The organism is Petrimonas sulfuriphila (genome assembly GCA_038561985.1).
Lineage (GTDB): Bacteria > Bacteroidota > Bacteroidia > Bacteroidales > Dysgonomonadaceae > Petrimonas > Petrimonas sulfuriphila.
This window is the reverse complement of the sequence record CP073276.1, coordinates 1,241,954-1,255,146: the sequence shown is the minus strand read 5'-3', so window position 1 is coordinate 1,255,146 and position 13,193 is coordinate 1,241,954. Positions and strand designations below refer to the sequence as shown.

The 13,193-nt window shown below is 45.0% G+C and carries 11 protein-coding genes; 10 read left to right on the top strand and 1 reads right to left on the bottom strand.

All coding sequences use genetic code 11. From position 1 onward, the window contains the following. Nucleotides 1-32: 32 nt before the first annotated feature. Nucleotides 33-764, bottom strand: coding sequence for a helix-hairpin-helix domain-containing protein (locus KCV26_05020; protein ID WZX37741.1), 732 nt, complete (start codon nt 762-764; stop codon nt 33-35). Between the two features lie 87 nt (nt 765-851). Here KCV26_05020 and KCV26_05015 point away from each other — a divergent pair, with 87 nt between their 5' ends. The 10 genes from KCV26_05015 to KCV26_04970 all read left to right on the top strand — a co-directional run bounded on the left by KCV26_05015 (nt 852) and on the right by KCV26_04970 (nt 13,023). Continuing rightward, nucleotides 852-2,084: a hypothetical protein gene (locus KCV26_05015; GenBank protein ID WZX37740.1), complete on the top strand. Its 1,233-nt coding sequence runs from the start codon at nt 852-854 to the stop codon at nt 2,082-2,084. Nucleotides 2,085-2,122: 38 nt separating this feature from the next. After that, on the top strand, nt 2,123-2,545 hold the full coding sequence (gene ybeY, locus KCV26_05010) for an rRNA maturation RNase YbeY (GenBank protein WZX37739.1): 423 nt from the start codon (nt 2,123-2,125) through the stop codon (nt 2,543-2,545). A gap of 69 nt (nt 2,546-2,614) precedes the next feature. Beyond that, on the top strand, nt 2,615-3,565 hold the full coding sequence (locus KCV26_05005) for a hypothetical protein (GenBank protein WZX37738.1): 951 nt from the start codon (nt 2,615-2,617) through the stop codon (nt 3,563-3,565). 81 nt (nt 3,566-3,646) lie between these two features. Beyond that, nucleotides 3,647-5,521 carry a tRNA uridine-5-carboxymethylaminomethyl(34) synthesis enzyme MnmG gene (mnmG, locus tag KCV26_05000; GenBank protein WZX37737.1) on the top strand — a complete coding sequence of 625 codons (1,875 nt, stop codon included), beginning with the start codon at nt 3,647-3,649 and terminating at the stop codon, nt 5,519-5,521. Between the two features lie 60 nt (nt 5,522-5,581). Then, entirely contained in the window at nt 5,582-6,112 is a 531-nt protein-coding gene (locus KCV26_04995) for an adenine phosphoribosyltransferase (protein WZX37736.1), read from the top strand. Beyond that, complete coding sequence (uvrC, locus tag KCV26_04990) at nt 6,109-7,902, top strand: excinuclease ABC subunit UvrC (GenBank protein WZX37735.1); 1,794 nt, start codon at nt 6,109-6,111, stop codon at nt 7,900-7,902. Before KCV26_04995 ends, uvrC begins: the two co-directional genes overlap by 4 nt. Before the next feature lie 16 nt (nt 7,903-7,918). After that, entirely contained in the window at nt 7,919-8,371 is a 453-nt protein-coding gene (gene dtd / locus KCV26_04985) for a D-tyrosyl-tRNA(Tyr) deacylase (protein WZX37734.1), read from the top strand. Between the two features lies 1 nt (nt 8,372). After that, nucleotides 8,373-8,696 (top strand): nucleotide pyrophosphohydrolase, encoded by a 324-nt coding sequence (locus tag KCV26_04980; GenBank protein WZX37733.1) that lies wholly within the window; start codon nt 8,373-8,375, stop codon nt 8,694-8,696. Nucleotides 8,697-8,722: 26 nt separating this feature from the next. Beyond that, nucleotides 8,723-9,595, top strand: coding sequence for a deoxyribose-phosphate aldolase (deoC, locus tag KCV26_04975; protein WZX37732.1), 873 nt, complete (start codon nt 8,723-8,725; stop codon nt 9,593-9,595). 32 nt (nt 9,596-9,627) lie between these two features. Then, entirely contained in the window at nt 9,628-13,023 is a 3,396-nt protein-coding gene (locus tag KCV26_04970; GenBank protein WZX37731.1) for a DUF4981 domain-containing protein, read from the top strand. Nucleotides 13,024-13,193 lie beyond the last annotated feature (170 nt).

Here is a 13,193-nt window from a genome sequence, read left to right as displayed (position 1 = left end):
ATGAGCAGGCTGTCGTGAAAGTATGAGGGAAGTCAAAATGCCAGATAGGGTTCAATCCGAAAAATATCTTCCGAGGTAAATTCATCCAACATAACCAATTCATGGATGGAAGCAATATTTCCTTTCTTTTTCCGCAGGTTCATAATGGCTCGTACCTGTTTGTAATTGAGGTAAGGATGCCTTAATAGTTCCTTAAATTCCAACTCGTTAATCCGAAGCTTTCTGAAGTTTTCGTCAGCTTGGATATACGGCGAGATCCTTGAAAATAGTTCGTTGTCAATCCCATAAACCTCCCTGAGTTGCTCTACCGAGACAAATCCCCCCAGTAGATTCCGATACTTCACAATCCGCGAAGCGAAGGTACTGCCTATTCCCGGGATCTTTTTCCATTCAGCCGTATCAGCAGCATTCAAAAGGATCGTTTCTCCTGCGTCTAATTTTTCTGCTGTAGGAAAGGGAGCATCGCGATCCGGACTGTTCTCTTCGGAAAGTTTTTTGGATCGCAACCCGTCGTTACTCCTTCCTTCATTTTGCGGCACAACATGCGCTGAGTCCAGAACGTCTATACCTTCACGCAAACTAAGGTTCCGCTGAAATTCTTCAAATACTTTCACCAGCGAATCGTTTTGCGTGAAAATGACGCCCCGGCTGTTGCGTTGCGAGAGTATCAGGTTTAAAATCAGCGTCAGCACAATCAGGATAAGCAGCAGAATTACCGCTAATTTCTCGCTTTTCCGATAATATAGAAAATCCTTCCAATGCATAGACGGCAGCACTTCTAAGGGGTAAAGATAAAAATTATTTCCCCGAAAGTATTACCTTTGACAGAATAATTGTGAAATGCTTTTGCTATGGTCCTGAATTACATATGGATTGCCTTTTTTCTCATCGCTTTTGTAGTTGCTCTGGCCAGACTTGTTTTCTTCGGCGATGTAAATGTATTTACAGAAATAATGAATTCCACGTACGACTCTGCCAAAACTGGATTCGAGATTTCACTGGGTCTGACAGGCATTCTTTCGCTTTGGTTGGGCGTGATGAAGATCGGCGAACGTGGTGGAATGATCGATCTTTTTTCGCGTGGTGTGGCACCGTTATTCTCCAAACTCTTCCCGGATATTCCTAAAGGACATCCGGCGTCGGGCTCTATGCTTATGAACATCTCTGCCAATATGCTCGGGCTCGATAATGCGGCCACCCCATTCGGGCTGAAAGCAATGCAGGAGCTTCAGGAGATAAATCCTGACAAAGGCAAGGCATCCAATCCAATGATCATGTTTCTGGTGATGAACGCCTCGGGACTGACCCTGATTCCTGTCACTGTGATGGTTTATCGTGCACAAATGGGTGCAGTTAATCCGGCAGACGTGTTTATCCCGATAATGATAGCAACATTTGCTGCCACCCTCGTGGGGGTTATTGCCGTTTGTCTCAAACAACGGATAAACATCTTTAATAAGGCCATAATGGGATTTTTCCTCGGTATGCTGGTAATAATTGGAGGAACCATTTTTGCTTTTAACTCTATGCCGCAGGAGAAAGCAAACATCGTTTCGGGACTTGCGGCTAACATTATTCTGCTCTCTATTATAGTCCTTTTTATCGTGGTGGCGTTGCGGAAGAGGGTCAACATCTTTGAATCATTTATCGATGGTGCCAAGGACGGGTTTAAAACAGCCGTTACCATCATCCCTTACCTCATTGCTATCCTGGTTGGAATTGGTGTTTTTCGAGCATCTGGCGCCATGGACTTCCTGATGGATGGCCTGCGGAATTTAGTAGCACTTACCGGAATGGATACCCGTTGGGTAGACGGAATGCCCACGGCGATTATGAAGCCGCTCAGCGGAAGTGGTGCCCGCGGGATGATGATTGATGCGATGAAGACTTTCGGAGCCGATTCATTTACCGGAAGGCTCTCATCCGTCCTGCAGGGAGCGACAGACACTACGTTTTACATTGTTGCTGTTTATTACGGAGCCGTGAACATCAAAAACAGCCGCTATACCGTTCCCTATGCGCTTTTGGCAGATTTGGCAGGTGTTTTGACTGCGGTTTTTGTTGCCTACCTTTTCTTCGGATAAAAACAAGCTCTTCTCTGCGTAAATAAAAGTTAAAAAATATGGCAATTACATTTCAGGCTGACAAAATCAATTTTCCGAAGATCAGGAAAGGCGATATTAAAAATTGGATTAAACGTGTTGCCGCCAGCTACGGCAAAACAATCGGCGAGGTCAATTATCTGTTTTGTACGGATGATAAAATTCTCGAGGTAAACACCCAATATCTTTCCCACGATTTTTACACCGACATTATCACGTTCGACTATTCGGAAGGAGATAAAATATCGGGCGATATCATTATCAGCTTAGAGACGGTCCGCACTAATTCACAAAAGTATAGCACCGATTTTACGGAAGAACTACATCGTGTTATTATTCACGGAATCCTCCACATGTGCGGGATTGATGATAAAAGCGAAACGGCTTCCCTCAATATGAGGAAGGCGGAAAACCAGGCTTTGGAACAAATAAACCCCCAATAATTACAGTTCTCTTTATCAGTAATTTACTTTTGGAAACATACAAATGTTAATCACCTAAAATAAACCGTAATGACAACCCCGTTTTCTTTTATGTTTTATAATACCGAGAATTTTTACGATACTTCAGATGACCCTGGAGTAATGGACAGCGAATTCACTCCAGGGGGAAGATTAAGATGGGATGAGAAAAGATTTAACGACAAGGTAACCAAGTTAACATTTGTAATTCAAGACATTGTAAAACCGGAAATTCCCGATATTATCGGACTGGCCGAAATCGAGAACAAAAACGTGATGATGAGTATTCTGGACGATTTACACAGAAAAGGAATGAAGCACTACAGCTTTGTTCATTACGACAGTCCTGACGAACGCGGCAGCGACGTAGCCATGATCTACAATACACAATCATTCATCGTACTCGAATCAAGTCCGGTTCTTGTTCACCTACCGGGTATTGAGGATCGTACCCGCGATATTCTCCACGTGAAAGGCAAAACTACATTTGACGAGATCTTCCACATCTTTATTGTGCATTTCCCTTCGCGAAGGGAGGGGACAGACAGATCGGAGCGCAGGCGCTATTTCGTAGCAAGCGAGCTGCACAGTGCCGTTTACAAGGTATTAAGTGAAAACCCCGATGAGAACATACTTATTATGGGCGATTTCAACGACACTCCGGACGACAACAGCGTTGACGAGGTGCTCGGGGCGCAAAAATCATTCGACAACATAAGCAACACCAAACTCTATAACCTTATATACCCTAGGCACAAAAAAGGTATCGGATCAACCTATCACAAAGGCTGGCTGCTGTTTGACCAGTTTATCGCTTCGGGACATGTGCTTCTGTCCGGTAAGTTTGACTGCAAGCCAGAGAACGCCGACGTTTTCAACCCCAAATACCTGCTCCATTTTGATAAAAAAGGCCGCCCCAACACCAACCGGACCTACCGGAATCATTATACCGGTGGCTTTAGCGATCACCTGCCTATCTACCTGAAGATCTATGTGAAGTAAGTTTAATTTCACTCAATTAACATCTTATAAGCGCATTAGCAGCTTCTTTTTTCGTATATTTGCAGCCGCAAAACAAAAAAAATGGATTTCAAGTACGACATAATTGTGGTGGGCGCCGGACACGCCGGATGCGAAGCCGCTGCCGCCGCCGCAAATTTGGGCTCAAAAACGTTGTTGATAACAATGGATATGAATAAAATCGCCCAAATGAGCTGCAACCCTGCGGTTGGAGGTATTGCAAAAGGACAGATTGTGCGTGAAATTGATGCGTTGGGCGGACAGATGGGTATTGTAAGCGACAGAACAGCTATCCAGTTCCGTATGCTTAATCGTTCCAAAGGGCCTGCCATGTGGAGTCCTCGTGTACAAAGCGACCGGGCAAAATTCATCCAGGAATGGCGTTCGATCATCGAAAATACGCCTCATCTGCATGTATGGCAGGACACCGTTACGCAGCTTTTTTTCCAAGACGGTGAGGTAGCTGGCGTAAAAACCCGTATGGGGGTTGAGTTTACCGCCAAATCGGTTGTTCTGACCAACGGAACATTCCTTAACGGGCTGATTCACATCGGCAGCGTACAAATAGGCGGCGGACGCATGTCGGAACCGGCCTCTTTCGGGATGACGGAACAATTGCAAGCAATCGGATTTAAAACCGACAGGATGAAAACGGGTACGCCTGTACGCATAGACGGTAGAAGCGTTGATTTTTCACTGCTGGAAGAACAAAAGGGGGACGATGATTTTCACAAATTCTCCTATTTGGATAACATTCAGCGTGAACTCACCCAACGCAGTTGCTGGATAACGTATACCTCGGAAGCCGTGCACAACCTGCTTCGGGAAGGCTTGAATGATTCACCGCTCTATAACGGCCAGATCCAAAGTATCGGACCGCGTTATTGTCCAAGCATCGAGACCAAGATCGTCACGTTTTCAGACAAAACGAGCCATCAGCTCTTTCTTGAACCGGAAGGCGAAACCACCCACGAATACTACCTCAATGGATTCTCCTCTTCCCTACCCCTGCAAATTCAGCTAAACGCACTTCAAGCTGTTCCCGCTTTCAAGAACGTACATATTTTCCGGCCGGGATATGCTATCGAGTACGATTTCTTCGATCCTCGCCAGCTCAATCCGACACTTGAAACAAAACGGGTGAAGAACCTGTTTTTTGCCGGACAGATCAACGGCACTACCGGCTACGAGGAAGCGGGGGGACAAGGCATTGTAGCCGGAATAAACGCCCACATCAATTGCCACGGCGGGAATCCTTTCACGCTTCGCAGGGATGAAGCCTATATCGGTGTACTGATTGACGACCTCATCACAAAAGGAGTGGATGAACCGTACAGAATGTTTACGTCCCGCGCCGAATACCGTATCCTGCTTCGCCAGGACAATGCCGACGAACGACTCACACAACGTGCTTACGACCTTGGGCTCGCCTCTTCCGAAAGAATGATTTTACTGGCAGAGAAACGAAAAGAAGTGGACAGGATTATCGATTTTGTACGCAGCTTTTCCATCAAGGCAGACCGCATAAACCCATACTTGGAGGCCTTAAATACGGCGCCGTTAAAGCATGGCGTGAAGCTTATCGATCTGCTTACCCGCCCGCATATCGACCTGGAAACAATGTCCAGGGAGATTACCCCTTTAAAGGAGCTGTTGTCGAACATCAAAAACCGAAAGGAAGAAATCATTGAATCTGCCGATATAAAAATAAAGTACGAGGGCTATATCAAACGTGAAAAGTTGATGGCCGATAAGATAAACCGGCTGGAAGATATCCGGATCAAAGACAAGTTCAACTACAACGGGATTCAATCCTTATCAACCGAAGCGCGGCAAAAACTAACGTCTATCAACCCCGAAACCATTGCACAGGCCAGCCGAATCCCCGGAGTATCCCCGAACGACATATCGGTTTTACTTGTGCTTCTGGGAAGATAGAATACAAATGTTCCACGTGGAACAATCCCAAATTATACACACATTTATAATTATACAGAAATGAGTATCGAAACATTAACCGCTGCTGTCAGGAACATCCCTGACTTTCCCATTAAAGGAATACAATTCAAGGACATCACTACGCTGTTCCAGTCGCCATCGCATTTAAGAGAATTGTCCGACATTCTTTACGAAAGGTATAAAAAAAAAGGCATTACCAAGGTGGTAGGTATTGAATCCAGGGGTTTTTTCATGGGGCCTCAATTGGCAGTACGGTTAAACGCAGGATTTGTTCCCATTCGTAAACCGGGTAAACTTCCTTACAAGGTTATCGAAGAAAAGTATACCAAGGAGTATGGAGAAGACACCATCCAAATTCACGAAGATGCACTAACAAAAGAGGACGTTGTTTTGATTCACGACGATTTGTTGGCTACCGGAGGGACAATGGTAGCTGCCCATAAACTGGTGAAAAAAATGGAAGTTAAGAAAATTTACATCAATTTTCTGATAGAACTGGAAGCACTCCACGGACGCTCCCTGTTCCCCGATGAGGTGGAATTGGATACGATTCTGAGATTTGAAATATGACACAAGAGATACGGGATACACTAAGAATACTTCCTCAGGGGCCGGGCTGCTACCAATTTTTAGACGAAAAAGGCAGAATAATCTATGTGGGCAAAGCCAAGAACCTGAAGAAAAGAGTATCCTCGTATTTCAATAAACACCAGGAAAACCCCAAAACCCGCATCCTCGTCCGGAATATCCGACAGATAAAATACATCGTGGTCAATACGGAAGAAGATACATTTCTTCTCGAGAACAACCTTATCAAGGAACTGAAGCCACGATACAACGTGATGCTAAAGGACGATAAATCCTACCCTTCCATAGTTATTAAAAACGAATTTTTCCCACGGGTTTTTAAAACAAGAAATATCGTAAAGGATGGCTCAAAATACTTTGGCCCGTACACCTCCGTTGCTGCGGTCGACACCCTGATTGAAGTTTTTCGAAAAATTTACAAAGTAAGAACCTGCAGGCTCAATTTAACTCCCGAAAACATCTCCGCGGGCAAATTCAAGGTTTGCCTCGAATACCACATTAAACGATGCGATGCTCCCTGCGTTGGATATCAATCGCTGGAAAATTACAACAAAAACATTGCAGAGATTACCGAAATTCTGAAAGGAAACATCTCCCTTATCGAAAAGCAAATAACGATTGAAATGCAGCACTACTCCGATGAGCTCCGTTTTGAAGAAGCACAGCGGCTCAAAGAGAAGCTTCTGCTGATCCGGAATTTCAGGGAGAAATCGCAAGTGATAAGCAATGTTCATTATAACTTGGATGTCTATGGATTTGCAGAAGACGAAAATACTGCTTACATCAACTATCTCCACGTGGTGAATGGCGGTATAATCCAGGCGTACACTTTTGAATACAAGAAAAAACTGGATGAGACACCCGAAGAACTGTTGGGGTTAGGAATTGTGGAAATGCGTCAACGCTTCGGCAGTGAATCAAAAGAGATCATGGTCCCCTTCATTCCTGATCTTATTCTTTCCGGAGTTGAATTTATCGTCCCTCTGCGGGGAGACAAGCGAAAACTCCTGGACCTTTCCGAGAAGAACGTCAAGCAGTTTAAAGTAGACAAACTGAAAAAGTCAGAGATGCTGAATCCGGAACAGCGAACCACACGAATTTTAAAGACGGTTCAGAAAGATCTGCACCTGAAAGAGATGCCGTGGCACATCGAATGTTTTGACAATTCAAACATTCAAGGCACAAATCCCGTGGCAGCATGCGTGGTTTTCAAAAAAGCAAAGCCATCGAAAAAAGATTACCGCCATTTCAACATTAAGACCGTCGTAGGGCCCGATGATTACGCCTCGATGGCCGAAATTATTCACAGACGCTATTCTCGTGCAGTTAACGAAGGTCATTCTTTGCCTCAACTCATTGTAATTGACGGCGGTAAAGGGCAACTCCACGCTGCAACAGAATCGCTTCAGAAAATTGGACTTTACGGCAAGATCGCCATTATTGGAATTGCGAAGCGGTTGGAAGAAATTTATTTTCCTGAAGACTCCGTCCCACTCTACATTGACAAAAATTCTGAAACACTAAAACTCATTCAGCAACTTCGCGACGAAGCTCACCGTTTCGGTATTACCCATCACCGAAACAGAAGAAGTAAATCGCAAGTGACTTCCGAACTGGATCAAATAAAAGGAGTCGGAAAAGAGACCAAAAAGAAACTTCTTTCACACTTTAAAAGCGTGAAGCGTATAAAAGAAGCCCGAGAAGAAGAAATTGCTTCAGTTGTCGGAAAAAGTAAAGGAAAACTCATTACCGATTTTTTTAAAGAAAAATAAGATATTTACTTGACCTATGCGTTTATTGATTCAACGAGTATCTGAAGCATTGGTAACGATTAACAACCGAAAAAAGAGCTCCATTAAAAAAGGACTGCTGCTCCTGGTAGGAATAGAAGAATCCGATACAAAAGAAGATATCGATTTTATGTGTAAAAAGACCATTTATTTACGTATATTTGACGATGAAAACGGTGTGATGAACAAATCGATCTTAGAAACCGATGGGGAAATTTTAGTGGTCTCCCAGTTTACCCTTCTCGCAAGCACAAAGAAAGGGAATCGTCCTTCCTATATTCGTGCTGCCAAGCCCGATGTGTCCATACCGCTGTACAGACAATTTTGCATAACATTGTCGGAAATGCTGGGAAAACCGGTGCAAACCGGCGAATTTGGTGCGGATATGCAGGTTCAGCTTATTAACGACGGTCCCGTGACCATTTGGATAGATTCGAAAATGAGAGAATAAGATGACCATTCAGGAAGCACAACAACTAGTAGACAAGTGGATCAAGACCTACGGGGTTCGTTATTTCAGCGAACTTACCAATTTGGCCATTCTCACCGAAGAAGTGGGGGAATTGGCGCGAATTATGGCACGTAAGTACGGTGAACAATCGTTTAAAGAGTCCGATATGGAGAAAAACCTTGCCGATGAGATGGCGGATGTATTGTGGGTATTGCTATGCCTGGCCAATCAAACCGGAGTAGATTTAACGGATGCTTTGAAAAAAAACATCGAGAAAAAAACAAAAAGAGACAAGAACAGGCACAAAAAAAATACTAAATTATAAAAAATAAACATCAACCGATTGATAATATGAATACTACAAACAAATACACCGATGCGCTAAAAAAATATCCGTTTACCCTTTCGGATACTCAGATAACAGAATCCATCAACAAAATCATTGCTGATGGATTCAGCGGAAACAATACGCAGGAAGTATACCGGAAAATCTATTCCTGCATCGATCTTACAACACTCAATTCTACTGATTCCAGGGAAGAGGTATGGAAATTCACGGAGAAAGTGAACGCTTTTGAAGACATACACCCTGAATTACAGAATGTTGCATCTATTTGTGTATATCCAAACTTCGCCAAAACCGTAAAAGAAGCATTGACCGTTGATGTCAACATCGCCTGTGTATCGGGGGGGTTCCCCAACTCTCAAACCTTTTCGGAAGTGAAAATAGCGGAAACTGCACTTGCCGTGGCAGACGGAGCCGACGAAATAGACACTGTCATCAATCTTGGACTTTTTCTGGACAAGGAATACGAGGAAATGTGTGAAGAACTTACGGAGATAAAGGACGCGTGCCACGGGGCAACTCTGAAGGTCATTCTCGAAACCGGAGCCTTGAAATCGGCAGAGAATATTCATAAGGCCTCCGTCCTATCGCTCTACTCAGGTGCGGATTTCTTAAAAACATCCACGGGAAAGGGATATTCCGGCGCCTCTCCGGAAGCTGCCTACGTAATGTGCAACGTCATTAAGTCCTATTACGAAAAAACCGGGAACAAAGCCGGATTTAAGGTTTCCGGCGGTGTGTCTTCTGTAGAAGATGCGGTAAAATATTATACCCTTGTAAAAGAAATTCTGGGTGAAGAATGGTGCTCCCCTACCCTCTTCCGTATCGGTGCAAGCCGCCTGTCCGATAACTTGCTAAATGCAATAAAAGAGGATTAATAATCCAGAGAGAATCAATAACAAATTAAATAATGAAATTCAAATTTTTATCATTGGTGCTGACGGTTGGACTTTCAACAATCGTAACCCTACACGCTCAGGAGAGCAGAATGATCTCATCCCAGCGAAAAACGCCGTACTGGCAAGATGTAAATGTAGTGCAGGTAAACAAAGAATATCCGCGCACGCAGTTCATGACTTTCGATAACAAGCCGGAAGCGATGAACTCCCGTTTCGAAGAGAGCAAATACTACATTTCGCTCAATGGGACGTGGAAGTTTTACTTTGTAGAGGGATACAAACAACTGCCCGAAAATGTGACTGACTCCGTGGTCTCACTTTCCGGCTGGAAAGAGATAAAGGTGCCGGGGAATTGGGAATTACAGGGCTTTGGTACACCTATCTATGTCAATCACCCCTACGAATTTGTAGAGCGTGATCCCAAAACACGTTTTCCTAAATTTGCACCCCCTTATCTCCCCGAGAAAAATCCTGTAGGGGTTTACCGCCGAGAAATTGACATCCCCCAAGACTGGAAAGATAGGGAGATTTTCCTGAGCATCGACGGAGCCAAATCAGGTGTCTACGTATATATCAATGGAAAGGAAGTTGGTTATAGCGAAGATTCAAAAACCAGTGCCGAATTCAGGATAAGCAAATACGTGAAACCGGGGAAGAACTCCCTTGTATTGAAAATATTCCGCTGGTCAACAGGCTCTTACCTTGAATGCCAGGACTTTTGGCGCATCAGCGGTATTGAACGCGATGTGTTTTTGTGTTCTCAACCCAAGACTTCACTCCGCGATTTCCGCGTGAAATCCACGCTTGATGACAGTTACCAAAACGGCATCTTCGAACTGGAAACCACCGTTAGCAACTACAGTCCCGGCGTGTCGTATGCCGAAGTCTTTTACGAATTGCTGGATGCAGCTGGAAAGACGGCAGCCTCCGGATCACAGGCAGTCAGTGTGCAAGGACAAGGCGAAAACACCGTAAAATTTGAAGCTCAACTACCCAACGTAGCCACATGGACATCGGAACACCCCAACCTCTACAAGCTTCTTATTAGCGTAAGAAAAGAAGATGAGAAGTCTGGAGAAGTAGTCCCCTACTCCGTCGGATTCCGCCGTTTTGAAATCAAAGCCGTAAAAACCGGTGAGAGAATCGACCGCTTATTTCTGGTGAACGGGCAACCCATCAAATTAAAAGGGGTCAACATCCACGAAACCAACCCCAAAACAGGGCATTACGTGCCCGAAGAATTGATGCGCAAGGATTTCGAACTGATGAAACAAAACAACATCAACACCGTCCGTTTGTCGCACTACCCGCAAGCACGCCGCTTCTACGAACTGTGCAGTGAATTCGGATTATACGTTTACGACGAGGCCAACATCGAGTCTCACGGCATGTATTACGGCCAGGAATCGCTGGCCAAACATCCCGAATGGGAACAGGCGCATAGGGATAGAACGGTGAACATGTTTGAACGGAATAAAAACCATCCCTCGGTAGCCATATGGTCACTTGGAAACGAAGCCGGTAACGGAATCAACTTCTTCCATACCTATAAATACCTGAAAGATCAGGAACGCAATTTTATGAACCGTCCTGTAAACTACGAGCGCGGACTTTGGGAATACAATACCGACATGTACGTTCCGCAATATCCAAGCGCAGCGTGGCTCGAAGAAGTCGGGAAAAAAGGAAGCGATCGCCCTGTTGTACCTTCGGAATACTCGCACGCCATGGGAAATTCAAGTGGAAATCTCGATCTGCAGTGGCAAGCCATCTACAAGTACCCTAACCTCCAAGGAGCGTACATCTGGGATTGGGTCGACCAGGGTATGGAGGCTGTCGACGAAAACGGCCGGGTTTACTATACATACGGCGGCGATTACGGAACGGATATGCCCAGCGACGGAAATTTTCTCTGCAACGGTATTGTAAATCCGGACCGTACCCCCCACCCCGCTATGGCCGAAGTAAAATATACCCATCAAAACTTTGCCGTTGAAGCCGTTGACCTACCAAAAGGGATTTTCAACATCATCAACCGGCAATACTTCTCCAATACAGACAATTACACGTTTAAATACAACATTACAGAAAACGGAAAGCAAATTTCCGAAGGTGTCCTCCCGGTAACATTGGCACCGCAACAAGCCGCCCATGCAACCGTTCCGGTTGGCCAAATAAAAGCAAGGCCGGGGATGGAATATTTCCTGAATTTCGAAGTGGTTCAGAAAACCGCAACCCAACTTATTCCAGCCAACCACATCGTGGCTGTAGAGCAATTTAAATTACCGATAACGCTACCCAAACAAGCGTTTACCGACAAGTCACAAAAACCCGAATTGAAGATTACTTCGTCCGGAAAAAGCATTGTTGTCAAATCACCTACAGTAAACTTTGTTTTTGATAAGAAAAGCGGAACGGTGACATCCTACAAGGTAAACGGTCAGGAATATTTCGATAAGGGCTTCGGCATTCAACCCAACTTCTGGCGTGCACCCAACGACAATGACTTTGGAAATGGAAATCCGCACCGCCTCCAGGTATGGAAACAATCGAGCCGCAACTTCAACGTAACCGACGTCAAGGGATACGCTCAGGGCAATAATGCCGTGGTTGAAACAACCTATCTGCTGGCCGCCGGCAACCTTTACACGATTAAATATACCGTTCATCCATCGGGAGTAGTGAAAGTAGACGTAGAGTTCCATTCTACTGACATGCAGGCCGCCCAACTTGAAGCATCGGAAGCAACACTTATGGCAACCGCATCGCCCGAGGCCACTGCAGCGCGCAAGGCCTCATCGGAACTGGTTGTTCCACGTATTGGCGTACGCTTTCGCCTGCCCGCATCCATGAATGCGGTAGAATACTTCGGCCGTGGGCCCGGTGAAAATTACATCGACCGCGCCTCAGGCTCAAAAGTAGGCCTCTATAAAACCACCGCTGATGAAATGTATTTCCCATACGTCCGTCCCCAGGAGAACGGACATCGTACCGATACACGCTGGGTTGCTCTTAAGGGTGCTGGAAACGGACTGATGGTTGTTGCCGACGAAACCATCGGCTTTAACTCACTGAAAAATTCAGTGGAAGATTTCGATTCGGAAGAAGCTACTCGACGCCCCTACCAATGGAACAATTTCAGCAGCGAAGAAATTGCCGGACGCGACGATGCCGATGCTAAAAATAAGCGCCCCAGACACACCCACATCAATGACATCACTCCACGTAATTTTGTGGAAGTCTGCGTGGATATGAAGCAACAGGGCGTAGCCGGATACAACAGCTGGGGTGCACGCCCGCTGCCCGAATATTCCATACCGGCGAATCAAAACTACAAGTGGGGATTCACGCTGGTGCCGTTCGGTAACGCGGGCGATATTCAAATCAAATCGGTATTGAAGTATTGATCCGTCAGATATATTCGAAAACGGGAATGTTGAATAACAACAGTTCCCGTTTTTTTTTGAGGAAAACGTCACATTTTCTTCACTTAATTCCGAAACATTACCTCAAGTTTATTGTTGAATCTGTATAAGTAATTCTGCATTAACATGCATTTATCATTGACGTATACAGC

What these genes read in the sequence shown, in the direction of transcription:
- KCV26_05020 (WZX37741.1), bottom strand. Translation starts at nt 764, where the DNA reads ATGCATTGGAAGGATTTTCTATATTATCGGAAAAGCGAGAAATTAGCG.
- KCV26_05015 (WZX37740.1), top strand. Translation starts at nt 852, where the DNA reads ATGGTCCTGAATTACATATGGATTGCCTTTTTTCTCATCGCTTTTGTA.
- mnmG (WZX37737.1), top strand. Translation starts at nt 3,647, where the DNA reads ATGGATTTCAAGTACGACATAATTGTGGTGGGCGCCGGACACGCCGGA.
- KCV26_04995 (WZX37736.1), top strand. Translation starts at nt 5,582, where the DNA reads ATGAGTATCGAAACATTAACCGCTGCTGTCAGGAACATCCCTGACTTT.
- KCV26_04980 (WZX37733.1), top strand. Translation starts at nt 8,373, where the DNA reads ATGACCATTCAGGAAGCACAACAACTAGTAGACAAGTGGATCAAGACC.
- KCV26_05005 (WZX37738.1), top strand. Translation starts at nt 2,615, where the DNA reads ATGACAACCCCGTTTTCTTTTATGTTTTATAATACCGAGAATTTTTAC.
- ybeY (WZX37739.1), top strand. Translation starts at nt 2,123, where the DNA reads ATGGCAATTACATTTCAGGCTGACAAAATCAATTTTCCGAAGATCAGG.
- dtd (WZX37734.1), top strand. Translation starts at nt 7,919, where the DNA reads ATGCGTTTATTGATTCAACGAGTATCTGAAGCATTGGTAACGATTAAC.
- KCV26_04970 (WZX37731.1), top strand. Translation starts at nt 9,628, where the DNA reads ATGAAATTCAAATTTTTATCATTGGTGCTGACGGTTGGACTTTCAACA.
- deoC (WZX37732.1), top strand. Translation starts at nt 8,723, where the DNA reads ATGAATACTACAAACAAATACACCGATGCGCTAAAAAAATATCCGTTT.
- uvrC (WZX37735.1), top strand. Translation starts at nt 6,109, where the DNA reads ATGACACAAGAGATACGGGATACACTAAGAATACTTCCTCAGGGGCCG.